At 67.8% G+C, this 24834-nt stretch carries 24 protein-coding genes and 1 pseudogene; 11 read left to right on the top strand and 14 right to left on the bottom strand.

Annotated features, from left to right (window positions below; genetic code table 11):
- Positions 1-98: 98 nt before the first annotated feature.
- Complete coding sequence (galU, locus tag B9Y95_RS01810; RefSeq protein ID WP_085510398.1) at positions 99-992, bottom strand: UTP--glucose-1-phosphate uridylyltransferase GalU; 894 nt, start codon at positions 990-992, stop codon at positions 99-101.
- A gap of 153 nt (positions 993-1145) precedes the next feature.
- Between galU and B9Y95_RS01805 the strand changes: the two genes are divergently transcribed.
- Positions 1146-1745: a 5-formyltetrahydrofolate cyclo-ligase gene (locus tag B9Y95_RS01805; RefSeq protein WP_085511023.1), complete on the top strand. Its 600-nt coding sequence runs from the start codon at positions 1146-1148 to the stop codon at positions 1743-1745.
- Between the two features lie 32 nt (positions 1746-1777).
- Positions 1778-1918, top strand: a pseudogene (locus tag B9Y95_RS21175) (FmdB family zinc ribbon protein); the annotation flags it as partial.
- Positions 1919-1932: 14 nt separating this feature from the next.
- On the opposite strand, the gene B9Y95_RS21170 reads toward B9Y95_RS21175, so the two are convergent.
- Positions 1933-2136: a hypothetical protein gene (locus B9Y95_RS21170; RefSeq protein WP_412458818.1), complete on the bottom strand. Its 204-nt coding sequence runs from the start codon at positions 2134-2136 to the stop codon at positions 1933-1935.
- 22 nt (positions 2137-2158) lie between these two features.
- Here B9Y95_RS21170 and mscL point away from each other — a divergent pair, with 22 nt between their 5' ends.
- A complete protein-coding gene (gene mscL / locus B9Y95_RS01795) occupies positions 2159-2605 on the top strand; it encodes a large conductance mechanosensitive channel protein MscL (RefSeq protein ID WP_085510396.1) in 447 nt (148 codons plus the stop codon).
- 37 nt (positions 2606-2642) lie between these two features.
- On the opposite strand, the gene B9Y95_RS01790 is transcribed toward mscL, so the two are convergent.
- From B9Y95_RS01790 to B9Y95_RS01780, 3 genes are all read right to left on the bottom strand, one after another.
- A complete protein-coding gene (locus B9Y95_RS01790; protein WP_085510395.1) occupies positions 2643-2858 on the bottom strand; it encodes a hypothetical protein in 216 nt (71 codons plus the stop codon).
- Between the two features lie 16 nt (positions 2859-2874).
- Positions 2875-6612 carry an ATP-binding protein gene (locus tag B9Y95_RS01785; RefSeq protein WP_085510394.1) on the bottom strand — a complete coding sequence of 1246 codons (3738 nt, stop codon included), beginning with the start codon at positions 6610-6612 and terminating at the stop codon, positions 2875-2877.
- A 99-nt stretch (positions 6613-6711) separates the two neighbouring features.
- Positions 6712-7926 (bottom strand): ROK family transcriptional regulator, encoded by a 1215-nt coding sequence (locus tag B9Y95_RS01780; protein ID WP_085510393.1) that lies wholly within the window; start codon positions 7924-7926, stop codon positions 6712-6714.
- A gap of 116 nt (positions 7927-8042) precedes the next feature.
- On the opposite strand from B9Y95_RS01780, the gene B9Y95_RS01775 reads away from it, so the two are divergent.
- On the top strand, positions 8043-9245 hold the full coding sequence (locus B9Y95_RS01775; RefSeq protein WP_085511022.1) for a glycosyltransferase family 4 protein: 1203 nt from the start codon (positions 8043-8045) through the stop codon (positions 9243-9245).
- Here the strand turns inward: B9Y95_RS01775 and B9Y95_RS01770 are convergent.
- Positions 9208-10242: a Gfo/Idh/MocA family protein gene (locus B9Y95_RS01770; protein WP_085510392.1), complete on the bottom strand. Its 1035-nt coding sequence runs from the start codon at positions 10240-10242 to the stop codon at positions 9208-9210. The two genes, B9Y95_RS01775 and B9Y95_RS01770, sit on opposite strands and share 38 nt — an antisense overlap.
- 165 nt (positions 10243-10407) lie before the next feature.
- Here B9Y95_RS01770 and B9Y95_RS01765 point away from each other — a divergent pair, with 165 nt between their 5' ends.
- On the top strand, positions 10408-10905 hold the full coding sequence (locus B9Y95_RS01765) for a LysM peptidoglycan-binding domain-containing protein (protein ID WP_159453316.1): 498 nt from the start codon (positions 10408-10410) through the stop codon (positions 10903-10905).
- A gap of 19 nt (positions 10906-10924) precedes the next feature.
- Here the strand turns inward: B9Y95_RS01765 and B9Y95_RS01760 are convergent, their stop codons facing one another.
- Entirely contained in the window at positions 10925-12349 is a 1425-nt protein-coding gene (locus B9Y95_RS01760; protein WP_085510390.1) for a CitMHS family transporter, read from the bottom strand.
- A 228-nt stretch (positions 12350-12577) separates the two neighbouring features.
- On the opposite strand from B9Y95_RS01760, the gene B9Y95_RS01755 reads away from it, so the two are divergent.
- Positions 12578-14317 (top strand): sensor histidine kinase, encoded by a 1740-nt coding sequence (locus B9Y95_RS01755; protein WP_085510389.1) that lies wholly within the window; start codon positions 12578-12580, stop codon positions 14315-14317.
- Positions 14317-14988 carry a response regulator gene (locus B9Y95_RS01750; protein WP_085510388.1) on the top strand — a complete coding sequence of 224 codons (672 nt, stop codon included), beginning with the start codon at positions 14317-14319 and terminating at the stop codon, positions 14986-14988. Before B9Y95_RS01755 ends, B9Y95_RS01750 begins: the two co-directional genes overlap by 1 nt.
- Before the next feature lie 216 nt (positions 14989-15204).
- Here the strand turns inward: B9Y95_RS01750 and B9Y95_RS01745 are convergent, their stop codons facing one another.
- Positions 15205-15858: a ScbR family autoregulator-binding transcription factor gene (locus tag B9Y95_RS01745; RefSeq protein ID WP_085510387.1), complete on the bottom strand. Its 654-nt coding sequence runs from the start codon at positions 15856-15858 to the stop codon at positions 15205-15207.
- Between the two features lie 182 nt (positions 15859-16040).
- Positions 16041-16883, bottom strand: a complete 843-nt coding sequence (locus tag B9Y95_RS01740; protein WP_085510386.1) for a LysR family transcriptional regulator — start codon at positions 16881-16883, stop codon at positions 16041-16043.
- Between the two features lie 955 nt (positions 16884-17838).
- Between B9Y95_RS01740 and B9Y95_RS01735 the strand changes: the two genes are divergently transcribed.
- Complete coding sequence (locus B9Y95_RS01735) at positions 17839-18930, top strand: tyrosine-type recombinase/integrase (RefSeq protein ID WP_159453315.1); 1092 nt, start codon at positions 17839-17841, stop codon at positions 18928-18930.
- A 30-nt stretch (positions 18931-18960) separates the two neighbouring features.
- On the opposite strand, the gene B9Y95_RS01730 is transcribed toward B9Y95_RS01735, so the two are convergent.
- Together B9Y95_RS01730 and B9Y95_RS01725 are read right to left on the bottom strand one after the other, a co-directional pair.
- Positions 18961-19269: a hypothetical protein gene (locus B9Y95_RS01730; protein ID WP_143736307.1), complete on the bottom strand. Its 309-nt coding sequence runs from the start codon at positions 19267-19269 to the stop codon at positions 18961-18963.
- Positions 19270-19291: 22 nt separating this feature from the next.
- Complete coding sequence (locus tag B9Y95_RS01725; RefSeq protein ID WP_085510383.1) at positions 19292-19510, bottom strand: histone-like nucleoid-structuring protein Lsr2; 219 nt, start codon at positions 19508-19510, stop codon at positions 19292-19294.
- A gap of 139 nt (positions 19511-19649) precedes the next feature.
- Between B9Y95_RS01725 and B9Y95_RS01720 the strand changes: the two genes are divergently transcribed.
- Positions 19650-19847: a hypothetical protein gene (locus B9Y95_RS01720; RefSeq protein WP_085510382.1), complete on the top strand. Its 198-nt coding sequence runs from the start codon at positions 19650-19652 to the stop codon at positions 19845-19847.
- A gap of 169 nt (positions 19848-20016) precedes the next feature.
- Here the strand turns inward: B9Y95_RS01720 and B9Y95_RS01715 are convergent, their stop codons facing one another.
- Complete coding sequence (locus B9Y95_RS01715; RefSeq protein ID WP_085510381.1) at positions 20017-20463, bottom strand: hypothetical protein; 447 nt, start codon at positions 20461-20463, stop codon at positions 20017-20019.
- Positions 20463-20819, bottom strand: a complete 357-nt coding sequence (locus tag B9Y95_RS01710; protein ID WP_085510380.1) for a hypothetical protein — start codon at positions 20817-20819, stop codon at positions 20463-20465. Before B9Y95_RS01710 ends, B9Y95_RS01715 begins: the two co-directional genes overlap by 1 nt.
- 783 nt (positions 20820-21602) lie before the next feature.
- Between B9Y95_RS01710 and B9Y95_RS01705 the strand changes: the two genes are divergently transcribed.
- Both B9Y95_RS01705 and B9Y95_RS01700 read left to right on the top strand, forming a co-directional pair.
- Positions 21603-21893 carry a hypothetical protein gene (locus B9Y95_RS01705; RefSeq protein WP_085510379.1) on the top strand — a complete coding sequence of 97 codons (291 nt, stop codon included), beginning with the start codon at positions 21603-21605 and terminating at the stop codon, positions 21891-21893.
- Positions 21890-22840 (top strand): SGNH/GDSL hydrolase family protein, encoded by a 951-nt coding sequence (locus tag B9Y95_RS01700; RefSeq protein WP_143736305.1) that lies wholly within the window; start codon positions 21890-21892, stop codon positions 22838-22840. Before B9Y95_RS01705 ends, B9Y95_RS01700 begins: the two co-directional genes overlap by 4 nt.
- Positions 22841-22865: 25 nt before the next feature.
- On the opposite strand, the gene B9Y95_RS20235 is transcribed toward B9Y95_RS01700, so the two are convergent.
- Complete coding sequence (locus tag B9Y95_RS20235) at positions 22866-24833, bottom strand: right-handed parallel beta-helix repeat-containing protein (RefSeq protein ID WP_123539691.1); 1968 nt, start codon at positions 24831-24833, stop codon at positions 22866-22868.
- Position 24834 lies beyond the last annotated feature (1 nt).

Raw genomic sequence — 24834 nt, 5'->3', positions numbered from 1 at the left:
GAGCGCTCACCGATGCACCGACACCACGTCGTCGACAGCATCGCGCCCCGAGATCCGATGCTGCGGACCCGGGGCGCGTCGTGTGTCGTCGGGTGGACTCAGTCGAGGTCCCCGGCGAAGCCCTTGAGCCACGGACGCAGCTCGGGACCGAGGTCCTCGCGGTCGACTGCGAGCTGCACGATCGCCTTGATGTAATCGAGGCGGTCGCCCGTGTCGTAGCGACGGCCGCGGAAGATGACGCCGTAGACGCCGCCCGTGCCCTCGACGTCGGCGGCCATCTCCTGGAGCGCGTCGGTCAGCTGGATCTCGCCACCCTTGCCCGGCTCGGTGCGCTCGAGGATCTCGAACACCTCTGGCTTCAGCACGTAGCGACCGATGATGGCGAGGTTGGACGGGGCGTCCTCCTTCGCAGGCTTCTCGACGAGGCCGGTCACCCGCACGACGTCGGGGTCGTCGGTGGCCTCGACGGCTGCTGCACCGTACATGTGGATCGAATCCGGGTCGACCTCCATGAGGGCGATGATCGTCGCGTTCCGCTTGTCCTGCTCGTCGAGCATGCGCTCGAGGAGGACGTCGCGGGCGTCGATCAGGTCGTCGCCGAGGAGCACGGCGAAGGGCTCGTGGCCGACGTGGCGCTTGGCCCGCAGGACGGCGTGGCCGAGGCCCTTCGGGTCTCCCTGGCGCAGGAAGTGGATGTCGGCGAGCTCACTCGACTCGTTGACCTTCTCGAGGCGCTGGGTGTCGCCCTTCTTCGCGAGGTTGAGCTCGAGCTCGGTCACGCGGTCGAAGTGGTTGGCGAGGGCGTTCTTGTTGCGGCCGATGATCATGAGCACATCGGCGAGCCCGGCGCTGACGGCCTCCTCGACGACGTACTGGATGGCCGGCTTGTCGACGACGGGGAGCATCTCCTTCGGCAGGGCCTTCGTCGCCGGAAGGAACCGGGTGCCGAGGCCTGCTGCGGGGATGACTGCTTTGGTAACACGAGTGGTCATGAGGGAAAACCTATCGTGTGGAGCCGGGGAAGTCGCCGAATACCCCCTCGATCGAGGGTGAAATCCCCCGAACCCCTGGACAAGGCGGCGGATGTCGGGTATGACGTCGGGCAACGAGCCGGGCGTGACGACGAGCCGTTTAGAATGGGTCGCATGACGAGCCCCGCCGAACACGAGAAACGAGCGCTGCGCGCCGAGCTCCGTGAGCGGCGGGAGCTGCTCACCTCCCTGGAGAAGGAGCGGTCGACCACCGGACTGACGGACAATCTCCGCGCCCTCGTCTCCCGCTTCGGCGCGACCTCCATCGCCTGCTACCTCTCTTCTCCGAGCGAGCCCGACACCCGTCCCTTCCTCCAGTGGGCGCAAGAAGCGGGCATCCGCATCCTGTTCCCCATCACCCGCACCGACGGGCTCCTCGACTGGACGATCGGCGAAGAGGGCATCGAGACGGTGGGCTTCGCCGGCACCCCCGAGGTCGTGGGTACCACCCTCGGCCCCATCGCGATCAACGACGTCGACCTCATCCTCGTCCCCGCGGCCGCCGTCGACGCACACGGCATGCGCATGGGCTGGGGTCGCGGGTACTTCGACAAGACGCTCGGCTCGATGGAGCGCTGCCCTCCCGTCTACGCCGTGCTGTACGACACCGAGATCCTCGACGAGGTCCCGAGCGAGATCCACGACGAACCCGTCGGCGGTGCCGTGACCCCGAGCCGCATCCTCGACTTCGACCAGGTCAGACCGCGCCGCTGAGCGCGCCGACCCACCACATCCCAGGAGACCCCGTGCCCACCTACGCCTACCGCTGCACCGAGTGCGGCAACGCCTTCGACGTCCAGCAGTCCTTCACCGACGACTCCCTCACCGAGTGCCCGGCGTGCTCCGGCAAGCTGCGCAAGCTGTTCAGCGCGGTCGGTGTCACGTTCAACGGCTCCGGCTTCTACCGCACGGACTCCCGCGCCGGTGCCGGCAAGGGCTCGAGCTCGATCCCGGCCTCCTCGAAATCCTCGGAAGGGTCGTCGAGCTCACCGTCGGGAGCGACGAGCGGATCGTCCTCCGCCGGGTCATCCACATCCAGCACGCCTTCGACAAGTGCTGGAAGCGCAGCTTCCTGAGCAGGTAGCGTAGCCAGGGTCCTGCCCATCCCCGATCCTCAGGGAGACCCCATGCTCAAAGGCTTCAAGGAATTCATCCTCCGCGGCAACGTGATCGACCTGGCCGTGGCCGTCGTGATCGGGGCCGCGTTCACCGCCATCGTCAACTCGCTCGTCGAGAACATCTTCAACCCCCTGCTGGGCGCACTCTTCCAGGCCGAGAGCCTGAAGGACGCCTTCATCGTCGAGATTCCGACGCTCGCCGGCAAGACCGCGAACCTCCAATTCGGTGCCTTCATCGGTGCGGCGATCCAGTTCGTGCTCATCGCCGCCGTGGTCTACTTCGTCATCGTGCTGCCGATGAACCACTTCAAGCGCATCACGACGAAGCCGACGATCGCCGACGAGGCGGCCGCTCCGAGTGAGCTGTCGCTCCTCACCGAGATCCGCGACGTCCTGAAGACGGGTACGAGCTCACCGCTGCCGCCCGCACGCGACGACACGACCGACGGGCGTTAGTCCCAGCCTGTCCGGCACCACCGACGTCCCGTCCCGCTCACCAGTGGGGCGGGACGTTGCGTTGCAGCTCGTCGTCGTTGCCACCGCCGCCAGCGGGTTTGGCGGTGCCACCCCAGGCGGCGTCGGTGTCCTCCGCCGCCTTGACGGGATCGGCCGGCAGCTGCGGCGCGGGATCCGTCCCGGGAGCACCGGGCCGGATCGCCCGCCTCGATCCTCGGGAACGGACGATCCGTGGCTCCTGATCGTCCTGCATGATCAGTGTCCGACCATCAGTGGCGTGGGACCTGCACGGCGATCGGCGCGGTGTCGAGGTGCTCGGTGGTGTTGAGACCGAGCACACCGGCCACGCGCTGCGCGACCGCCTCGGCGTCGGCGAAGAGGTCGAAGCTGTGCACGCGGACGTAGTGCCAGCCAAGCCGTCGCAGGACGTCGGGGCGGAGCCGCAGCGACTCCCGGAGACTCGCGTCACCCAGTTCCTCGTCGCACTCCACGACCACGGCTCGGCCACCCCACGAGGCGACCAGGGCGAGCTTGCCGCGGTAGCCCATGTCGACCCGCATCCCGAGCGTCTCGAGGCGCGTCGCGAGGTCGACGAGCATCGGCTCGGCTTCGTGCGTCGCCTGATCCTCGGAGGCGCGGCGCGACGTGTCCGTCAGGATGCGCGCGAGCGCGAGGATGCCGTGCTGGATCCGGTTCTGGTCGAGGTCCTCGGGGCGGACGCACGAGACGATCACCATGGACCGCCGTGCGCGCGTCATGCCGACCGCGAGCAGCCGGTCGCCGCCGGGCTGACCCAGTGCTCCGAAGTCGGACAGTACGCGTCCGTGCGGCGTCAGGCCGTACCCGATCGAGAAGATGACGCGGTCGCGGCTCTCGGCCACGGACTGCTCGAGCGTCAGGACGGTGAACGGTTCCGCTCGCTCGCGCAGGAGGAAGTCGGAGAGGTCGGCCCGACGGGAGAACGCCGCGAGGACCGCCTGCTGGACCCGGACCGCGTGCTTGTCGCTCGCGGTCACGACCATCAGGGATTCCTTCGGACGGTTCGAGGCGTGCTCGAGGACGAGTTCCACGACCCGTTCGACCTCGACGTCGACACTCTCCACCGCTCCGGTGACCGGGTCGGGCATGCCGAGCCCGCCGGGCACGTAGTCGAGGCTCAGGCTGCCATGGCCGAGGAACGAACCCGCCCACGGCAGGGAGTCGATCTGGCCGCCGTAGAACCGCTCGTTGACGAGTTCTGCGAGGTCCTCACCTCCGGCACGGTAGGAGCGCGTCAGCATGAGGGTCGGCAGCACCGAGCTCAGCTGTTCGAGCGCGGACTCGCGGTGCAGCTCGGCGATGTCGGCGTGCTGCTCGGGGGTCGGCTCCTGATCCGTCAGACGGATCTCGAAGGGCGACGGACTCTGCGTGACGGGGTCACCGAAGGCGACGACCTGACGCGCACGACGGATGGCGTCCACGTTCTCGGCGAGGAGCGTAGCCCCCGCGTCGACGAGGAAGACGGCGTCGAAGGACGCGCTCTCGGGGATGCGAGGCACTTCGTACGGCGAGACGAGCCAGACCGGCGCGAGGACGCGCGACAGCGTGGGTGCCGCCTGCTCGAGCTCAGCAGCACGGAGCGGTCGATCGCGCTTGAGGAGCGATCGGAGCGCCATGCCTTCGGAGGAGTGGTCGACGAGACCGATCTTCCAGGTGTCGGCCAGCAGCGATGCGAGGAGCTGCCCGGAGGCGGAGGCGTGCGCTTCGTCCACCAGCCGGAAGTCGGACTCGAGACGCTCGACGACGCTCGTGTTCGCGCCGAGCAGACCGCGGTCCTCGGTGAGCACGAGCTCGAGCATCGACTGCCACCAGGCGAGTTCGAGCTCGTCAGCGAGGCGCGTCCGCGGCACGTGCCGCTGGGACAGGTCGACGATGAGCTCGCCGAGACCCTGCTCGCGCAGACCGGCGAGGATCGCGGTGCGCTCCTGGAGGTTGTGGAGGACCTCGGACTCGGCGGCGAGCTCGGAGATCGTGCGGACGAGACTCGGGATCGCGAGGCGTCCGAGGCGGTCCGGGGTGTCGGCGATGCCGAGCGGCTGGTCGACCAGCTCGAGCTTCGCGGCGACGGTCTGGTACGCCTGCTCGACGTCCGCGATGCCGAGCGGCACCTCGGGCGGCGCGCCGGTCGTCACGTAGCGCTGCCACAGGGTGCGCTGCTGCTGGATCCGACGGAGGGCGGCGTTCATGTCGGGCACGTGTGCGCCGGGGCGCAGGTACTCCTTGGCCAAGGCCTTGAGTCGACGGCGGCTCGCCGACGACATCGCGGTGGAGTCCTTCCGCGGGCTCGTCGCGACGATGAGGTCGGCGAGCGACCGGTCGAAGACGTCGGGCTGGAAGCGATCGAGTGTCTCTCGGATGTCGGCGAGGAGTCGCAGATAGATACCCAGCTCGTCGATGGACTCGAACGGTCGCATCTGCGTCTGCCCGATGAGGCCGTACGCACGCTCCAGCAGCTGCGGCAGGTCCTTGCGGTGCAGGCGCTTCGCGAGGTCGTGGGTCTCCTGGGCTTCTGCGGTCGTGTCGAACGACGCGCCGTACCAGGGCGAGTCGCCCGGACCGTAGCGGAACTCGCCGAGGGCGGCCGCGCCTTCGAGCGCCTCCGCCGCGCGGGAGCGGCCCGCTGCGAGCCCGACGAGCGTCTGGCGGTCGAGCCGGACCAGGGTTCCCGGAGGGTGCGGCAGCTTGGAGAGCTTGGAGAGCGCTTCGAGCGCGTCGATGACCGAGACCCGCAGATCGGGGTCCTTCGCCTGCAGCGACGTGCGGTAGTCGATGAGGACTCGACGCAGCCGGACCAGCGCGTCGTCGACCTCGCCGACCTGCGGCGGGATCGCCCGCTCGTTGCGCGTGATCGCCTGGATGAGGTCGCGGCGGAGGGTCGACGGCGAGGCGCACAGGCCCGGCAGACCGACCTTGGTCAGGCGGTGGCGGATGCCCTCGAGCGTGGAGCGACGGGGGCTGACGACGAGGACGCGCTTGTGCTGCGACGCGAGGACGCCGATCGCGTTCACGATGGTCTGCGTGCCGCCCGTGCCCGGAAGCGTCGTGACGACGAGCGAGTTGCCGGCACCGATCTGCGCGATGACGTTCTCCTGCTCGACGTCCGCGTCGAGCAGGAGGGTGTCGGTCGACGGCGGGCGGTCGTCCTGGCCCGGCGCGTCGACGGGGGTGAAGCTGCTGCGCACGAGGCCGACGGCACCCTCGTCGCCGGCGACGGCGTCGAGGATCGGGTGGTCGAGCTTGGCGGCGTCGTCGAGCAGGGAGTGACCGACGGCGGCGAACGAGGAGACGAGCAGTCGCGGCTGGACGGTGAACCACTCGAGCCCGGCGGCGAGCGAGCGGAGGCGGTCGATGACGGGCTGCGGCTTGAAGACCCCGCCCGACTCGCTCAGCGCGACGAACTCGTCGGGATCGAGGACGATGCCGAACTGCTCGCGGAGGGCGCGGACGAGCTCCGGGTTCGCGGTGGTGGCGCCGCGCAGCTTGACCTCGTAGTCGCGACCGTACCGGCGGATGGCCAGCGGCCGGAGCAGGACCGGCGCGCTGAAGTCCTCACCCTGATGCGTCCACTGGGCGAGGCCGACGGCGAGGTGGACGGCGTCGATGCCGCGTACGGTCGAGAGCTCGATGCCCTTCGTCGTGATGCGATCGGCGGCGCGCTTCGCACCGCGGAGCGCGATCTCGTCCCGGATGAGGTTCGACAGCAGCGTCGACTTGCCCGAGATGAACTGCGGCAGACCACCGGGATGCGTCGAGCTGAGCTCCACCCGGGTCGTCGGAGCGTCCACGAAGTGGAGCAGCGGCGAGGGGCCGCCGACCGTGCTGAGCTGCTCACGCCAGGCGTGCAGCGCCGTGTCGACCACGCCTGCCGATGCCGCCACGGGACCCTCGCGGAGTTGCGCCTCCGCTGCTTCCCGTTCGACTCCGGACGTCACGTCGCCGTCATCCCGTCTCTTCTCTAGCCGCCACACACTTGCACCATACGTGCCCGGTAGCGGAAACACCGGGAAGCGGTGCGGTTTTTCGCCGAGTCCGCCGAGGAAATGTGCGACGCGCGCGTCGTCCGAGGGTCAGGAGACGCCGAGGAGGCCGGAGAGCACCATCACCGCGGTGCCGCGCAGGACGATGTCGGCGCCCTGCTCGCTCATCCGGATCTGCACGCCGCCGTGGAACTCGGTCATCGTGCGCGCCCGCACGGTCTCGATCGCCGAGTCGAGGAGCACGCCGGCGAGCAGCTCCTCCGGGCCGCTCACGACGATCTCCGACAGGTTCAGCGCACCGACGATCGCGGCGAGCGAGACACCGAGGCGCTCCCCCGCGGCGCGCAGGATCTCCTCGCGACGCTGCTCGACCTCCGCGGCGGGAAGATCGCTCGCCTCGGCCGCCGCGAGGAGCTCACGCAGGTGCGGCACGGCCAGCCAGGCCTCGAGACACCCCCGCTTCCCGCAGGCGCACAGCGGCCCGCCGTCGGTGCCGACGACCACGTGGCCGATCTCACCGGCGGCGAACCGGCTCCCGAAGAGCGGATGGCCGCCCACGAGCAGCCCCGCCCCGACGCCGTTCCCGACGCTCACGAGCATCAGGTCGCCGTCCGCTCCACCGAAGCTGTACTCCGCGAGCACCGCGGCATTGGCGTCGTTCGCGACGAGGACCGGCACCTGGGCGACCTGCTCGATCGCCCCCTGGAGGTCGACGTCGGTCCAGCCGAGGTTCGGCGCGCTGCGGACCGTGCCGGTCATGTCGACGACGCCGGGCGAACCGACCCCGATGCCCAGCACCTCGACCGTCGCCTCCTCGACGAGGTCTGCTGCGAGCGCGACGGCCTTCGCGATCGCGTCCACCCCGGTGGCGCCGTCGAGCGGAACCTCGAGCATCGTCACGACCTCGCCGTCGAGGGTCAGCACCGCGCCCCGGAACACCTCGGTGTCGGAGAGGTCGAGGCCGACGATCTGGAACTCGTCGCGGTTGATGTCGATGAGCGTGGCGGGCTTACCCGGGCGCGAGGTCTCGCGGAGGCCGACCTCGACGATGAGGTTGTCCGCGATGAGGGAGGCGACGAGGTCGGAGATGCTCACCCGCGTCAGGCCGGTGGCGCGGGCGATGTCGGCGCGACTCATGGCACCGCTGGCGAAGAGGGTCTGAAGGACGAGTGCCCGGTTGTGACCACGGGCGTGTTCCGGCAGGACCTTCGCGTTCGGCCGCAGCCGCCGCGCCGGGGTGTACGAGAAGGATTCGATCCGCTCCGACGCGATCCCGCCGCCGCTTCCGAATCCACCAGCACTCATGGGATAAGTAAAGCAGGCTGCGCCTCCTCGTGCGGCACCGCGATGTCACCCGATGGTCACCGACACGTCGCCCGCCGGGCACCGCTGCGACCCGTAGGACGCGGAGCATCATGGGTGTGAGGATCGCAATCGTGACCGAGTCGTTCCTGCCGCAGATGAACGGCGTCACCCACTCCCTGCTCCGCATCATGGAGCACTTCGCGGACCGAGGGGACGAGGTGCTCGTCATCGCCCCCGGCGCCGGGGCCTCGACGCCGCGGCTCCACGAGGGCTTCCGGGTGGACGGCGTCCCGTCGATCCCGCTCCCCCGCTACCGGAACGTGCGGGTCGCCGCCGGCGGGGTCGGCCGGATCACGGAGCTCCTCCGCGGCTTCCGCCCCGACGTGGTGCACCTGGCCTCGCCGTTCGTCCTCGGCTGGCGCGGCGTCCAGGCCGCCGAGCGCCTGGGCGTCCCGACCGTCGCCGTGTACCAGACCGACATCCCGGCCTACGCCGGACGGTACGGGTTCCCGGTCGCCGAAGCGCTGCTGTGGCAGCACGTCGAGCGCCTGCACGGCCGGTCGACACTCACGCTCGCGCCGTCACGGCAGTCGATCGCGCAGCTGGAGGCGCACGCCATCCCGCGGGTCCGCCTGTGGGTGCGCGGCGTCGACGCCGTCCGGTTCTCCCCTGAACGGCGCAGCGAGGCCTGGCGTCGGTCCGTCGCTCCCGGCGGCGAGCGGATCGTGGGCTACGTCGGGCGGCTCGCGGCCGAGAAGCAGGTCGAGGACCTCGCGGTGCTCGGTGGACTCCCGGGCGTCAAGCTCGTCATCGTCGGCGAAGGGCCGCTGCGTGCCTCGCTCGAACAGCGACTTCCGAACGCGGTGTTCACCGGATTCCTGGGCGGCGAGGAGCTGGCGGTCGCGATGGCGGGGTTGGACGTGTTCGTCCACCCCGGCGAGTCGGAGACCTTCTGCCAGACCATCCAGGAGGCGATGGCTTCTGGCGTACCCGTGGTCGCGACCGGTCGGGGTGGACCGGTGGACCTCGTCGACTCCAGCCGCACCGGGTGGCTCTACGAACCCGGCAGGCTCGAACAGCTGCGCGGGTTCGTCCAGGACCTCGTGGGCGACGAGGTGAAGCGGGCGGCGTTCGGTGCCGCAGCTCGGGCGGGCGTCCTGCCGCGCAGTTGGAAGAGCGTCAGCAGCGCCCTGATCGGGCACTACAGCGACGCCATCGAGTTGCACGAGGGCGCTCGGGCACGGCGGAGCGGTCTCGACCCGCGTGTTCAGGTGCCTCGGGTCACTCGCCCGGGTACCGGACGCCGATCTGGCGCCTGACCTCGTCGAGGGTCTCCATGATCGCGACCGTCTCGGCGAGCGGCATGATGTCACCGGAGAGCCGGCCCTCGGAGGCGAGCCGTTCGAGCTCCCACGCCTGGAAGTGCATGCCGCGGCCGTCCACCTCGGAACGGTAGGTCTCCACGACCTCACCGTCGGTGCCGAACACCCGGAAGGTCGTCGCCGTGTACCAGACGCGGTCGAACTCGATCCAGCCGTCGGTCCCCACGATGGCCGCGCGGTTCGGGCCGACGGTGTTGCTCGCCGACAGGGTGTTCGCCACCTGGCCGTCCGCGTAGCCGAACAGGGTCGCGACCTGCATGTCCGCCCCCGTGTCACGGAGCGCGGCCGTGGCCTGGATCGTCGTCGGGGTCCCGAAGACGGACGACGCGAAGGAGACCGGGTACACGCCGAGGTCGAGCAGCGCGCCGCCGCCCAGCTCGAGGTTGTTCATGCGGTGCTCCGGGTCGTCCGAGAGCAGCTGGGTGTGATCGGCGACGAGGCTGCGCGGCTGTCCGATGACACCGTCGGCGAGCAGCTCGCGGAGCCGGACCATGTGCGGGAGGAACCGGGTCCACATCGCCTCGAGGACGACCAGACCGCGCTCCGCGGCGAGTGCCACGACCGCCTGCGCCTCGGCGGCGTTGAGGGTGAAGGGCTTCTCGATGAGGACGTGCTTCCCGGCGTCGAGCGCCAGCACCGCCTGCTCGGCGTGGAACGGGTGCGGGGTCGCGATGTAGATCACGTCGACCTCGGGGTCGGCGGCGAGCGCCTCGTACCCCACGTGGACGTTCGGGATGTCGAACTCGGCGGCGAACGCGGCCGCGGTCTCGGCGGATCGCGAGGCGACGGCCCGGACGTCGAAGCCGTGCCGTCGGAGGTCGGCGGTGAAGCTCTTCGCGACGCCGGCGGGGCCGAGGATGCCCCATCGCAAGCCGGTGGACGGGCCTGCCGCGGGGGTTCCCGTTCCGGTCCGGTCGATGTCCTGCTCCGTCATGGCTCTCCTTCGATGCGCGTTCCAGCAGCCTACTGGAGGGCCTCCGGCGCTCGGGATCTCGGGGCTAGCCCTGCTCGGACTCGCAGCGCCTCGCCGTAGGCTGAGGGTTCGACCGAGCCCCCGCCGACCGCGCTGAGGGCCCGGTCCATCCTGGGGGGATGCGCTGTGGGGCCGAAGGAATCGACCGGACGTCGACGTGCGCTGTCGCACGCCCGGAACCTCGCGATCGGCGTCGTCGGTCTCCTCGCCCTCAGCGGCTGCGTCTCGGAGCCGGCCCCGCCTCCGGTGACGGTCGTCGTCACCCAGCAGCCGGAGCCGTCGCCCTCGGTCGCCCCGCTGCCCACCTCGACCGCACGCGACGCGCTGCCTCCGGAACCGGCGCCGATCGTGCCGAACGCGCCGGCGGAACCGGCGGAACCGATTCCGGAGGGCCCAGCGTTCGACCTCGGGCCACGGGACGGTGCGCTCGGCCCGGTCGTCTCGGACGCCGATGGCAACCCGATCAGTTACACGGTGGTCGCCGGCGACGTGTTCTTCGACATCGCGCAGCGCTTCGACCTGCCGCAGCAGCAGTTGCTCCGCATGAACCCGTCGATCCCCGGTCTCGGACTCGACATCTACATCGGCGACATCGTCAACCTCGACTGGACGACCACGCGTTGAGCCTCGGCGCCCGCCGGTGTCAGCCGAACGGGATGGTGCCGACGAGCACGCCGACCACGAGCATCACGAGCGAGACGATCGCGGCGCGCCACAGGACCTTCTTGTGGTGGTCGCCGAGGTTCACGCTGGCGAGCGAGACGAGCAGGAGAATGGCCGGCACGAGCGGGCTCTGCAGGTGGACCGGCTGACCCGTGATCGACGCGCGCGCCATCTCGACCGGTTCGATGCCGAAGGTCGAGGCGCTCTCGGCCAGCACCGGCAGGATCCCGAAGTAGAACGCGTCGTTGCTCATGAAGAACGTCATCGGGATGCTGAGCACCCCGGTGATGACCGCGAGGAACGGACCGAGCTCCGTCGGGATGATGTCGACGATCCAGTCGGCCATCGCGGTGACCATGCCGGTCCCGTTGAGGACGCCGATCAGCACACCGGCCGCGAGCACCATCGAGACGACGCCGACGATGCTCGGGGCGTGGGCGACGATCTCCTTGGACTGCTGCGCGAGCCGCGGGAAGTTCACCAGGAGGGCGATGGCGGTGCCGACCATGAACACGTAGGGCAACGGCACGAGGTCGAGCACGAGCAGCGTCATGACGGCGACCGTGAGCACGAGGTTGACCCAGATCAGTCGCGGGCGCAGGGTGTCGCGCTCGGGGTCGAGCATCGTGTCGGCCATGGCCGTGTCGTCGGGGCGGACGAGGGTCGCGAGGCGCCCACGGGCACTGGTCGAGAAGGTCGTCGACATGCCGCCGGTGAGCGGGTGGTCGGCGGGCCCGGAACCCGAACCCGGTGCGGCGACGCCGGAGGCACCGTCGCCGAGGAGGTCGACGCCTGCGAGGCGCTTACGCTCCCCGAGCCCCAGGAACCAGGCGAAGGCGAACACGAGGACGAGGCCGGCGGCGAGCGACGGCAGCATCGGGACGAAGATATCGGTGGGCGAGACACCCAGGGCCGAAGCGGCTCGGACGGTCGGCCCACCCCACGGGACGATGTTGAGCGTGCCGTTCGCGAGCCCGGCGACGCAGGTGAGGACGACCGGGTTCATGCCGAGCCGCAGGTAGATCGGCAGCATCGCGGCGGTCGTCACGATGAACGTCGTCGACCCGTCGCCGTCGAGTGACACCGCACCCGCGAGGAGCGCCGTACCGACGACGATCTTCGCCGGGTCGTTGCCCAGCGCGCGGACGATGAACCGGACGAGCGGGTCGAAGAGCCCGACGTCGATCATGATCCCGAAGTACATGATCGCGAACATCAACAGGGCGGCAGTCGGAGCGAGGCTGCCGATCGCCTCGATGACCATGTCGCCGAGCCCGAGTCCGGCGCCCGCGAACAGCCCGAAGACCGTGGGGACGATGATGAGCGCCACCATCGGGGTGAGGCGCTTCGTCATGATCAGCACCATGAAGGTGAGGATCATCGCGAATCCGAGAATGACCAGCATGTCGACTCCTTCGTCTGCGTGCACCGCGGTGTGCACGACGGGACGCTACGCGGCGACACGGGCGATGGACCGAGTGCGGCGGGCGTTCCCGGAACCGTACGGGAGTGGCGCGGAGCTGTCTCGCTTGTGGGCGTTCGGCTCGGATCTGCGGGTTACACCGCCTTCTGCGCATTCTGCTCATCACGCGGTCGACGCCGCCCATCGCCCCGGCGACGTACGATCGGAGCCATGATCGGCGACGAAGCGGAGCGGCCAGGTCGACGACGGGGCGGGCGCTCCAGCTTCGCGGCGCAGGTGCTCGTGCTGCAGCTGGTCGTCGTCATCGCGGTCGTCGCCGTGTGCACGGGCGTGTTCGCCTGGATGAGCAGCGAGCGCCTCGTGCACGAAGCCCAGTCCACCGCCCTCGCGATCGCCCAGAGTGTCGCGAGCGATCCCGACGTCCGCACCGCCGTGACGCTCGAGGCGCGGACCCCGGGGACGCCGACGGCGGCCGACCTCCGGACCGGTCCCCTGCAGCAGCTCGGCCGTGAGGTCGGCGCACGGACCGGGGCGCTCTTCGTGGTCGTCACCGACGAGCGCGGGATCCGTCTGGCGCACCCCGACCCCGACCAGCTCGGGCTCCGGGTGAGCACCAGTGCGGAAGCGGCCCTGGCCGGGACGGAGTCGGTCTCGTGGGAGACCGGCACCCTCGGACCGTCCGCCCGCGCCAAGGTGCCCGTCTTCGCCGCCGAGTCCTCCGACACCGGTGGGGCCGTGGTCTCGTCCGGCGCCGGCGAGGTCGTCGGCGAGATCAGCGTCGGGTTCGCCCCGCAGCGCGTGTTCGCCGACGTCGTGGGCGAAACCATGCTGGTCGTCGGCGCAGCGCTGCTCGCGCTGACGATCGGCCTGGTCGCTTCGATGCTCATCCGGCGCCGGCTGCGGCGGCTGACGCTCGGCCTCGGACCGGAGGAACTCGCCGCGCTCGTGCAGAACCAGGCTGCCGTCCTCGGCGGAGTCGGCGAAGGCGTCCTCGGCGTCTCGCCGAACGGCGTCGTGACGGTGTGCACCGATCAGGCGGCCAGGCTCCTCGGCATCGGATCGGTCATCGGCCGCCGGTTCGACGACCTCGACCTGCCCGATCGACTGGTGGACCTCGTCGCGGACGACGCCGCGACCCCGACCTCAGCCCAGCTCGTCGTCGGGTCCCGCGTCCTCTTCGTCGACGTCCGGCCCGTGTCCCGGGACGGCGTCGACCTCGGGCGGGTGGTCGTCGTCCGCGACCGCACCGACGTCGAGGCGCTCACCCGGCGGCTCGACGCGGTCGCCACGATGACGACCGCCCTCCGCGCGCAGCGGCACGAGTTCGCGAACCGGTTGCACGCGATCTCCGGCCTCCTCGAGACCGGGCAGGACGCCGAGGCTCGCGACTATCTCGCCAACGTGCTCGATCACGGACCGCTCAAGTACCCCGTCCAACACGCGGACCGCCTCACCGAGCCCTACCTCCAGGCCTTCCTCGGTGCGAAGGGCGTTGAAGCCGCAGAACGCGGGGTGCTCGTCACCATCGGCTCCGAGACCCTCGTCACCGGGTCGCTGTGCGATCCTGAAGACGTGACCACCGTCCTCGGCAACCTGCTCGACAATGCGGTGAACGCGGCCGTCGCCGGCCGGGTCCGACCGGCCTGGGTGGAGGTCGAGGTCCTCGACCACGGCACCGAGCTGCACTGCTCCGTGATGGACTCGGGCGACGGCGTCGCGGCGACCGGCCAGGACGACGCTCCACCCGCCTCCCCGACCATCGACCACGGCGACCTGGACGACGTCCACGGCCACGGGTTCGGTCTGCCCCTCTCACGCGACATCGCCCGTCGTCGAGGAGGGGACGTCTGGTTGGCCTCCCCCGGCGTCCGCGGCGAACACGGTGCGGTCTTCTGTGCGCGGCTCCCCGGGACGGTCGAGCCGGCGCCGTCCATGGCGGGAGACGGATGATGGCGGCCGATCTCACCGTGCTGATCGTCGACGACGACTTCCACGTCGCCCGCCTGCACTGCCGGATCGTCGACGAGGTCGACGGGTTCCGCGCGCTCAGTCCTGTCGGGTCTGCCGCCGAGGCCGCACGGAGCATCGCCGCCGAGCCGCCCGACCTCGTGCTCCTCGACGGCTACCTTCCGGATCGGAACGGGCTCGAGCTCCTCGTGGACCTCCCGATCGACACCATCGTCGTCTCTGCAGCGTCGGACGGTGCGTCCGTGCGACGAGCGCTCCGTGCCGGAGCCCTCGGGTACCTGGTGAAACCGTTCCCGCCACAGGTGCTCCAGGACCGGCTCGCCGCCTACGCCCGGTTCCGGAACGTCCTCGGCGAGGCGGTGAACGCCGACCAGGAGACGATCGAGCGCGCCCTGCGCATCCTGCACTCCGGCGATGCCGGGGCGACGACCCGGTCGAGGTCCGCGACGGAGACGGCCGTCCTCGAAGCGGTGTCGGAGGCGGACGGCGAGCGCTCGGCAGCCGAGGTGGCCACGCTGGTCGGCGTCTCACGTGCGACGGCGCAACGCTACCTCTCCGCCTTGGCCGCTCGAGGTCTCCTGACCACGCAGCTGCGGTACGGGACCACCGGGCGTCCAGAGCACCGGTACGCGCCGGCAGGCGTCAGCCGCTGAGGCGTCCACACGCCGTCGGCTGGGCGATCCCCCCACGACATCGCCCAGCCCGGCACGTGAACCAACTCCTCGCCGATGGAACGCGGAATGCCCCCGCACACCGTGATCCATCCGTCGTCGCACGACGATCAGCAAAGTGAGTTAATCACCTGATTGAGTTTAGGGTGACCTCACGACAGGTGCGTCAGGGCTATCCCCTAACGTGCACCCGGGATCTCAGGCGTCCTGCGCGTCGAAGGCGGCGTCGAGGACGGCGAGCACCTCGGCCTGACGGTCCGCGACGATGACCGCCGCGATGAGGATCCGCCACATGGTGTCGACCGCGCTGAGGAGGTCGGTCCGGCCGGCCAGCACGTTCGAGATGAGCTGCGTCCCGGTGAAGAACGCGACGAAGGACCTCGCCAGTTCCGCCGGCTCGAGCGGAGACTGCAACTCACCGAGCTCGATCGAGGCCTGCACCCGCTCCTCGACGCTCGCGATCCACTGCTCGTGGAACGCGGTCGTCGGAGCCTGGATGACGCCCTGCTCGAGGGACAGCCGCAGGCCGGCGCGCGTGATGGGGTCGGTGAGCAGCTGCTCGGTGATGAGGCGGGAGGCCTGGACCAGCCCACCGAACGGCGAGGGCGCGGTGGTCGGCGCGGTCAGCGCGGCGATCGAGCGCGTGCTCTGCTCGTTGATGACGGCGATCGCCAGTTCCTCTTTCGAGGGGAAGTAGAAGTAGAGCGAGCCCTGCGTCGTCCCCGCCTCGCGGGCGATGTCCGACAGGCTCGCCTGTCCGTAGCCGACCCGGTCGAACATGCGGGCGGCACCTTCGACGACGGTCTGGCGTCGTTCATGACCTCGTTGCTGCTGTGGTCGTCGTTCGGGCATGTGCGTTTCCTGCTTCTGTCATCCCCCGATTCAGGGATAAGCGTACCCACTCCGAGCTGAGAAGACGGTGTCGAACGCGGCAGAAATCCGGAACAAGTCGACCGACTTGATCGCGAGAAGATCCCGGTCGGGTGGTAAAAGGGCGCATCGAGGGTGTCATCGTCGACCGAGACCGAGCAGACTCACTCGCGTCGGGTGACCAGGGCGAACCGCTCGCGGAGCTCAGGTGCGTCGGCGAACGGCCGCCAGCACAGGCCGTCGTCCTCCCGCATCGCAGCTACCGGACGAAGGGCGACGAGTCGCTCGCCGAAGCGCAGGGCGTCGAGGAACAAGGTGTCGTTCCCCGCGTCGATCGTCAGCGAGCGCGGGTACCAGCCGCGCGCCGCGAGCGCGCCGGCCAACCACGCCGAGTACGCCGGATCCTTGCCGGGCTCGGGACGGAGCAGCTCCTGGTCGGCGAGATCGGACCACTCGATGACGTCCTTCGCCGACAGCGGGTGCGCCGCGCGCATGACCACGCCGAGCGGCAACGCAGCGATCTCCTCGGCGGCGAGCCCGTCCGGGAGCTCGATCGGTAGACGCACGATGGTGGCGTCGAGACGACCGGTGGTGACGAGGTGCAGCTGCTCGACCGGTTCGATCGCGACAGCTACCGCCGGGACGTCGATGCGTCGGCCGGCCTCGGAGACGACCGCGTCCCACGTCGTCGGCGGACGCCCGACCCGGATGTGCCGAGCCGGTGACGCGGGATCCATGTCGGCGACGACGTCGATGAAGGTTCGGACCTTCAACAGGAAGCGCTGCCCCTCACGCGTCGGGCGGTACTCCTCCCCCAGAACGCTGAACAACTCGACCCCGAGCGCGGCCTCGAGCCGCCGCAGCTGCTGCGCGAGACTCGGCTGGGCGACCCCGAGCAGGTTCGCCGCGGCGCCGAGCGTCCGAGCATCCGCGACGACCACGGCCGACCGCAGCTGACGGAGGGTGATGGCGTCGCGTTCGAGTTGGCGGTGGAGGTCGTGCGTCATGCTTCGAGCCTACGGCGTGCTCGCAGCGCTACCCGACATGCGAGGCCGTGCTCGCCTGGACGGCCGAACCTCCGACAGTGCCCCTGGAGGGACTCGAAACCTAACGCTACCCGCAGCAACACGGGGGCGTGTCCATTGGCCCAACGAAACAGTGAGATTTGGGCTTGGCAGAACACGCTCCAATTGCTTCACCCCTCCCGGATTGTGGGCAAACTGTGGGCAGATTTCGGGGGGGGGGGGGCACCGTCGCATCGGGTGGAACACGCATAACGGCTCTGAACAATCGCGCCTGCGCGAGTCATCCGGTAGGTGTTCGCCAAAGAACTCATCGATGAACTGGCGAGGGTGTGCCGAGCGCCCATCCGCTCGGGTCACAACTGCTCCACCGTCTCGCGCGCGACCGCCAGTCCAAACCCAGCATTCCCCTGTTGCCTCGACCCACTTCTGCCATTCCGTGGGGAGATCAGAGACGCGCAGCCCTCGGATCTCGATCTCGGCGTTCACGCGAGCGATCCGTTCGAGAGCGATCAAGTACACGCGCGCCGCCTGGCGTATCGCTGTCGGATGGGGGTTGGCCGCACTCATCTCAACAGTGTAGGTAGTCCGGGCGACACATCTTCAGGATCCCGCACACCGGCCCCACCCTGACGACACCTGTCCATATGTACCCAGAAACTGTCCATATATGCACCCTACCTGCGTACATCAAAACAGCCTTTTGACCAGGCCTTTGAGTCCGCGTAGGGTCCTCCTCAACTGACAGGAGGCGTGCATGCGAGCAAAGGGTGAAGGGTCCGTGTTCCAGGACTCGCGAGGGTACTGGTGCGTGATGATGGAACTCCCACCTCTTGACGGGAAGCGTCGTCGGAAAAAGATCAGATCGAAGGATCGCGCTACCGCTGAACGGAAGATGGCTGAGTTCAAGACGGCCTTGCAAGCCCGTGGCGAAGTGGCAATGCCCGACCCGACCGTCGAGGAGTGGTTCCGCTACTGGATGACGACGACGGTTGTTCCGAACGTTCGGCCAACCACGCGGCTCGGGTACGCGAACATCATCGAGAAGTTCATCGTGCCCGTACTTGGGAGGACGAAGCTCGACAGCGTCACAGCGGCACAGGTCCGCCGTGTGGGCGCTCGTATGGTCGACGAACTCGGGCTGTCGCAGAGCTACAACCTCTACGCATATCGGGTGATGTCAGCAGCATTCGAGGACGCCGTCCGCGAGCGCTACATCACCTTCAATCCTGCGAAGATGATCCGCCCACCGCGGAAGCCGCATGTGGAGCTCGAAGCACTGGACGCCGACGAAGCTCGTGCCGTGTTGCAACGACTGAAGCACGACGAGACGTGGGGTGCGCGCTGGGCGACGTCGATCTTGACAGGAGCGCGACGCGGCGAGGTCATCGGTCTCGAGTGGGATCGAGTGACGGACGTGCTCGACCTGTCCTGGCAGCTGCAGCGTTTCCCCCTCGACCACTCGACCACTCCCCCGAAGCTCATCGCGCCGGCCGACTTCGAGTACCGACAGCTGCGCGGCGGACTCTTCCTCACCCGCCCGAAGTCCCGAGCAGGATGGCGAATCATCCCCCTGGTCGAGCCACTGCGGTCGATCATCGAGGCTCACCGAGAGTCCTCGCCAGCTAACAAGTACGGACTCGTGTTCTCGGACGACGGACGCCCGATCGATCCTGACCGTGACTCGAAGCGATGGCGGGAGTCCCGAGCCGGATACGGCGTTACCAAGAACGTCCGCCTCCACGACCTCCGCCACACCGCCGTTGACCTCATGTACGAGGCCGGGGTCCCGGAGGACGTCATCGTCGAGATCATCGGCCACTCGGCCCGGTCGATGAGCCGCGCCTACAAGTCGCTCGGGAACAGGCCGCGGCTCACGGATGCGATGGAACGGTACTCCGAACAGCTGCGAGAAGGGGCAAGAGATACAGCTCCCCGATGCGGAGCCTGCGGCGCGCCCGTCATTGAGGCAGGAAAGGCATGGCGGTGCACCTCATGCTCGATGCGGTATCTCCGTGCGCCTAGCGCCTGAGCTCGCGGCGCCAACGACCTCTCAACTGACCTAAAACACGTCCGTGACACTCATTCCCACACCCGCCAGTCCGACAAAGATCCCGAGCCAGGCGAGGCGGCCGCGGGTCTGTCCGCGCGGAAGAAGGCCGCTCAGCATCAGCCCAAGGGTCGCCAGCAATGCAGCAACCGCGGTCCAAATCGAAGCGGCCAGCCCTTCCGAATCTGCGGGCTTCAAGCCCGCGATGAAGCCAACGAGCAGCCACACAAAGACGACACCAAAGACCGTCATCATGCATCGCGTTGAACAGGTCGCGTCGTCATACTGCGACCAAAGAGAATCCGACTTCGCGTGTTGCACGCCGCCCATCGTGGTTGTCGCCCTAGCGGCGCTTACTCGACCGCGACGAGGCGAGCTTCACCCGGCGAGCAGCACCCACGTAAGTGCTCAGCGATCGCCGGAACGCTGAAGCGTTTTCGTCCGTGAGGTCGATCTCGTAGTTGCGGCCGTCAATACCGAAGCGGACTGTCTCACCGAGGCCTCGAGGGATGTCGGTGCCGTCGAGGTCGTCGACCAAGGTTGTGATCTTACGCTGAGCCATGCAGCCATCTTGCCAGCAAGACAGGAGTCACCGTCTGCGCCACGATGGGTCGGCGCATTCGCTGGGGACTCCCCTGACCGGACTCCTCTCCTACAGTGGGGCTAGCGGCATCTAACACCGCACCAACCGAAGGAGAACCATGAGCGCCCGACACGATTTCCCCCGCACAGCGAAGGAATTTGCGGAGAACGCCGCAGACCACGCCGACTCAGCCGTTCGGGTCATGAACGAAGCCGATCTTCCCGAGTACCGCGACCGCGCTTTCGAGGAAATGGGCTTCGCTATCAACCAGCTTGCGCTCGCCATCGCCGGTCTTGCGGAACGCAAGACGCTCTGATTCGCGGGTACCTACGGCGTGCATTCGACGTCACCAGGACAAAGCCAGCGCGGACGTACAATCTAGGTAAGCGCTTGGCGATCCTGAGTCACGGCCGCGGTGGGCCACCTCATGGGCGACGAAGTCGTGTCCAAGCGAAACGTTATGAGGCTCGCAGCGCCATCGGGCGTCAGTCTTCCTGAGACGCCTCGGCCGCTCGAATTCTCTCGAGCTGCTCATCGGTGGGCGGTCGAAGTTCAACCGGTTCGTCAGGAGCTGAAACGTCGATATCGAACTGGAAGTCCATCGCGGCCGCCTGAGCCTGCAACGCGCGCCTCGCGGTGTCATACATAATTTCGCTCGCGTAACTGGCACTCCAGTCGAGGTAGCTTGCCGTGGACTCGGCGCTTCCAGTCACCTCCGACCAGGAAAAGTCCTGCGTGAATCCAGCCACCTGTACCTGACCAAAACCATCCTCCGCCGCGGCACGCAAATATGCCATCAGAAAGATGCTGTCATTGAGGCCCAACCGGGCGGTTACGCTCCAAACGAAGATCTTCTCTGACTCATCGATAGATGAAGAGGTCTGAACTTCGATCCGTGAGACTCGTACGAAAAAGGACGGGTCGCTCGCCATTACGCGCTCGTCAGGACTGACGAAGACTCCCAGGAACTGGCCTTCCAGAGGTCAGATTCGGTGGGCATGCGATGCTTGAAGTGAGTCTTGATTGCGCCGACGCGGTAAGTAATATGTGCGTCGATGGCGTTCGCAAGGTAGCGCAGCTGCGAGAGTCGCAGATCGACATCGCCGTCCACCCAGGACAGGGCCTCATCCTCGGGCAGTTCGAGCTCTTCGGCCAGTTCGCGGATCGTGATGCCACGGATCTCGAGAGCACGCCGGATTTCGCTCAGCAGGTGCTCCTGAGCTTCGTAATTTTCGGCAGCCAAGGCGATTTCCGCGGTGCCGAATGCATGATTCGTCTGGTCGGTCATCTCGTCCTCTCCTTCATTGCACGATACAGCGCCCACGAGCGGCTGCGGGCGTTTGCGTCATCGATTGCGGCATCTTGCTCTTTGTCTGGATCGCCTCCCGTAGGCTTCGTGCGTAGCACGAGCGGAAGCAGGGCACCATCGATCACCGCTGGCTCAGCATAGTACAGCCTGAACAAGCGAGGCGGCGGTGTGCCTGCTGAGAGCTTGGGTCTCAGTTCGATCAAGTACGGACCACGATTCGAGAGCGTTCGTGCCCGAAAGGTGCGGTCCGGCCCCACCCTTAGCTTCCCCTGCGCAGCCTGACGGCGCAAGGAGGTGAAGACGCCAAGGGCGTCCAGATGCTCTCGCCGCGATAGCCGCGGTTCGAGGTTCCCCTGCAGTAAGCCGTTGTATTCCTCGGCGAACTCGGCCACTTCCGAGTCAAGCCAGGCATGCGAGGCAGACTCCTTACGCGAGACAGCGCAGCAGGTGCGCGCGCCGGTCGGCTGGACGGCGTCGAAGTCGAACAAGTATCCCCCCGGAAAAGCTTTGGTGGTGGAAGCATATAGGCCGCCACCCTCGGCCGATGCACCTCGGACAGGGTTCATCTCGCCGCGCTTGCATCTCCAACTGCTTACGCCGAGCACGGACCAACGATGAAGCGGCTCTTTCCGACATCACCCTGAGGTGAGCCAGGAGATGCAGACGCCGTTCGAAGCTCCCCCAGTCGGTCCAGAGGCGACGGAGGCGCGCGTCTGTGGTGTTGCGGCGCGCGTGTCAGCCGCGCGTTTTACGATCGGCTCCGTGACCCGACCACGCCCCATCCGCTACGACCACGACACCTGGCTCTGTGTCCGCAACGACCCGGTCCATCCGAAGGCGATCATCGAACGTCGCCGTGACGGTTCCGGAGAGGACGTGTTCTTCGTGTCGCGTTGGAACGTTGACCCTGGTGCGCGCGTCCTCATGGGGACGAAAGGGACACTGGTGGAAGCGGATGATTTCGTGCGCTACGACCTGCCGACGAAGCGCGACGGACGGGACGGGCCACCGAACGGGATCGACGGAGACGGCGTGCAGCGGCGCCGTGCGTGAACGACGAAACAGCCCCTCCCGAACCCGTGAGGGCTGGGAGGGGCTGGTGTGTCGTTAGGATTCGTCGCATGGGGAAGAAGCGGCGTCGGAGTGGGTCGGGACGAACGTCCAAGTGGGTCTACGGGGTGCTCGGGGTGCTCGCGGTCGGCGCTGTGGCTGTGACCGCGGTTGCGATGCAGCCGCGCACGCCGGAGACGACCATCGCGTGGAATCGCGATCACACAGCCCTACCGGTAGATTCACCGGAACCGATCCCCGTTCGAACGCAGCTCGTTGATGTGATGCCTCGGCTTCGCGACATGAGCCGTCCGTTCAACATCGTGACGCTGGGCGACTCGACCGGGGCTGGGCGACAGACGTGGACCGCGTTGACCGGTGAGTGGATCGGGCAGAAGTACGGACGCACCGTGAAGGGCTCGCAGTGGGATATCCACTCTGAGCCCAACGGGTACGGTCCGGTCGGTTGGAACCTGTCCGAGGGTGAAGGAGCCCCCGTCACTTACTGGAACGGGTCTTCCGCCGCCAAGGACGCCGTCTACTCGCTCGAGAACCTCGACGAGCTGGCGCCGCTGCCCGGTGAAAGCGTCGACCTCGTGTTCATCAACCACGGTCACAACCACGCCGATTACGAGCTGCTGCCTGAGGCTCGAGATCTGATCGAAGAAGCGACTGCCCGGTTCCCGAACGCAGCGATTGTCGTGATCCTCCAGAATCCGGAGCGCGAGGCTTCACCCCACCGAGAGACCCAGCGGATGGGCGTAGCCAAGCTCGGACGCTGGGCTCAGCAGCAGGGCTACCCCACGATCGACGTCTACACCCCGTTCTCGGAACAGGACGTCGAAGCGCTGCTCGACGACACGCTCTACCACCCCACCCTCGAGGGATACAAGTTCTGGGCCGGCGTCGTCGAGAAAGCTCTCGACGACGCCGACCCCTCGGCATCGTAGTTCGACCAACAGTCAGCGAATCAGCTCACACAGCCAACCCCAGAGCGACGAGCGCCGCACGTAGCGAGTTCGCAAGAGCCTGCGTAGTCGCCGCGTCAGTCGCCGCTGCGGACAGGACGGGCTGCACGACAGGCGTAACACCGTTGAACGAGAGCTTCCCATCACGGGTGAGCGTGATCATCGACTTCTTGAACGCCCCGGCGTCGTCGTATGCGTCGATCTGGAATCGCGACCCCGCGTCCGAACCCGCTTCCGCGTCCGAGTTCGTGCGCATCAACCACCGGCGGAGACTTGCCGTCTGCCACTCCATCGCCCTTGTCGAGCCGGCAGCACCGTTCATCGCGAAACCCGGGACGGTCCCGGAAGCCGCATTGGAGCCAGCAACCACGCCGCCGGTCGCCTTCAAGCTCCCGGAGTACGTGTGGATCCCGGAGTGAACCTGAAGCGTGGTGTTGTCGTGCACGAGCAGACCGCTATTGCGGGTGCCGATCTCGCGGTTGTTCGACACGTACGGGGCGATCGTCGACGTCGTGTACCAGGCGTAGTTGCAGTACGGAGTGGTGCGGTCGTCGATGATCGTGTTGCCGACGATCGTCACGTTCGTGCATGTCGCCTGGGCTCCGCCGATGGTCGAGATCCCGAAGTTGTTGTCGATGTCGGTTGCGGCGATGACCGTCGTACCGTTGGCGAGGAACTGTGACCCGGGCCGGATGATCGTGTTGACCTTCACGTCGAGGTTCTTCACGCCGAGGAACTGGATGCCGCCTCGAGCGCAATCGATGAGGATGTTGGCCTCGACGAGGATGTTGTTCGCGAGGTCTGTCGGGGCTGGGCGGTTGTCACCGGGGAAGCCGCCGACGAAGATGCCGACGCCCCAGATGTTCGTCGGCTGGTCGCTCGGACCGCGGAACACGGTGTCGACGGTGTTGCCGACGATGACGCCGTTCTTCGGAGCCTCGTCTGCGCAGATGCCGCCGAACCCTGCGCGCTTCACCGTGTTCCCGGTGACCGTGAACCCGATGGGTCCGGCATCGGTGGCGGCGCCGGACTGCTTGAAACCGGCGATCCATACACCCCAGAACGCGCAGTCCTTGACGACGTTGCCGGCGACGGTCCCATTCGTGCAGCCCCGTGAGATGGAGAAGCCGTTGTCGGCGCTCTTCCACGAGAAATTGTCCTTCACCGAGTAGCGGTCGCACCAGGTGAGGCCCATGTCCATCGTGAGCTCGAAGATGCACTTCTCAATGCTGCAGCGTCGGATCCCGGACAGCCAGATCGGCAGACCGTGCGCACCGTGGACCTCGACGCGTTCGATGTCCACGTTCTGCGCGAGTGTGGAGGTTCCGGGTGCGAGATCACCAAAGATGCGGATGGCCGTGTTGAAGCCGTTCGAGCTCGATGTGCGGCCTCGGCGCGGTCCAGTCACGTCGTCGTCGATGGTGCCTCGGAACGAGAGGTCGTGGATCCTGAGACCGTCAACGACCCCGTAGTTCCCGAACACTGAGTTCAGGGGCGCGTCTTCCCCGAACACGAGGATGTTCGTCTTCCCGATGCCGGCACCGTATATCTCGACGTTGGTCCCGCCAACGTTGATCATCGACCGGACACGGTAGTTGCCGGCAGGGATGTACAAGGCAACACCAGCAGCGCGCGCAGCGCTCAAAGCCGCATTGATCGCCGGCGCGTCGTCTGTCACACCGTCGACAGTGGCACCGAACGCCTGCGGCATGATCTCTGAGACGAAATTAGAGCGAAGGAACGACCCTGCCGGCTTCTCCGGATCGGAGACGTTCTCGCTCACCGCCTGCTCGGTCGGGACGACGTTCGAACCATTCTGACCGGGCAGACCCCGCAGGTTGCCGAGGTCGATCTCGTCACCGTTGAGCTGTTCGAGGACGATGTTGTCGCCGGTACGGTGGGCGTCGACGATTGACTCCGGCGAGACGGGTCCAGTCTCGCCCTTGAGGTCCGCGATCGGGATCTTCGTAACCATG

It is taken from the genome of Plantibacter flavus (genome assembly GCF_900177615.1).
In the GTDB taxonomy this organism is placed as follows: domain Bacteria; phylum Actinomycetota; class Actinomycetes; order Actinomycetales; family Microbacteriaceae; genus Plantibacter; species Plantibacter flavus.
The sequence above is the reverse complement of the archived record's forward strand: the minus strand, read 5'-3'. Positions and strand labels throughout refer to the sequence as shown.

Bases quoted from the DNA above. Each gene is read 5' to 3' on its own strand.
- galU (WP_085510398.1), bottom strand. From the start codon at position 992: ATGACCACTCGTGTTACCAAAGCAGTCATCCCCGCAGCAGGCCTCGGC.
- B9Y95_RS01805 (WP_085511023.1), top strand. From the start codon at position 1,146: ATGACGAGCCCCGCCGAACACGAGAAACGAGCGCTGCGCGCCGAGCTC.
- B9Y95_RS21170 (WP_412458818.1), bottom strand. From the start codon at position 2,136: ATGGGCAGGACCCTGGCTACGCTACCTGCTCAGGAAGCTGCGCTTCCA.
- mscL (WP_085510396.1), top strand. From the start codon at position 2,159: ATGCTCAAAGGCTTCAAGGAATTCATCCTCCGCGGCAACGTGATCGAC.
- B9Y95_RS01790 (WP_085510395.1), bottom strand. From the start codon at position 2,858: ATGCAGGACGATCAGGAGCCACGGATCGTCCGTTCCCGAGGATCGAGG.
- B9Y95_RS01780 (WP_085510393.1), bottom strand. From the start codon at position 7,926: ATGAGTGCTGGTGGATTCGGAAGCGGCGGCGGGATCGCGTCGGAGCGG.
- B9Y95_RS01770 (WP_085510392.1), bottom strand. From the start codon at position 10,242: ATGACGGAGCAGGACATCGACCGGACCGGAACGGGAACCCCCGCGGCA.
- B9Y95_RS01760 (WP_085510390.1), bottom strand. From the start codon at position 12,349: ATGCTGGTCATTCTCGGATTCGCGATGATCCTCACCTTCATGGTGCTG.
- B9Y95_RS01755 (WP_085510389.1), top strand. From the start codon at position 12,578: ATGATCGGCGACGAAGCGGAGCGGCCAGGTCGACGACGGGGCGGGCGC.
- B9Y95_RS01750 (WP_085510388.1), top strand. From the start codon at position 14,317: ATGGCGGCCGATCTCACCGTGCTGATCGTCGACGACGACTTCCACGTC.
- B9Y95_RS01745 (WP_085510387.1), bottom strand. From the start codon at position 15,858: ATGCCCGAACGACGACCACAGCAGCAACGAGGTCATGAACGACGCCAG.
- B9Y95_RS01740 (WP_085510386.1), bottom strand. From the start codon at position 16,883: ATGACGCACGACCTCCACCGCCAACTCGAACGCGACGCCATCACCCTC.
- B9Y95_RS01735 (WP_159453315.1), top strand. From the start codon at position 17,839: ATGCCCGACCCGACCGTCGAGGAGTGGTTCCGCTACTGGATGACGACG.
- B9Y95_RS01725 (WP_085510383.1), bottom strand. From the start codon at position 19,510: ATGGCTCAGCGTAAGATCACAACCTTGGTCGACGACCTCGACGGCACC.
- B9Y95_RS01720 (WP_085510382.1), top strand. From the start codon at position 19,650: ATGAGCGCCCGACACGATTTCCCCCGCACAGCGAAGGAATTTGCGGAG.
- B9Y95_RS01715 (WP_085510381.1), bottom strand. From the start codon at position 20,463: ATGGCGAGCGACCCGTCCTTTTTCGTACGAGTCTCACGGATCGAAGTT.
- B9Y95_RS01710 (WP_085510380.1), bottom strand. From the start codon at position 20,819: ATGACCGACCAGACGAATCATGCATTCGGCACCGCGGAAATCGCCTTG.
- B9Y95_RS20235 (WP_123539691.1), bottom strand. From the start codon at position 24,833: ATGGTTACGAAGATCCCGATCGCGGACCTCAAGGGCGAGACTGGACCC.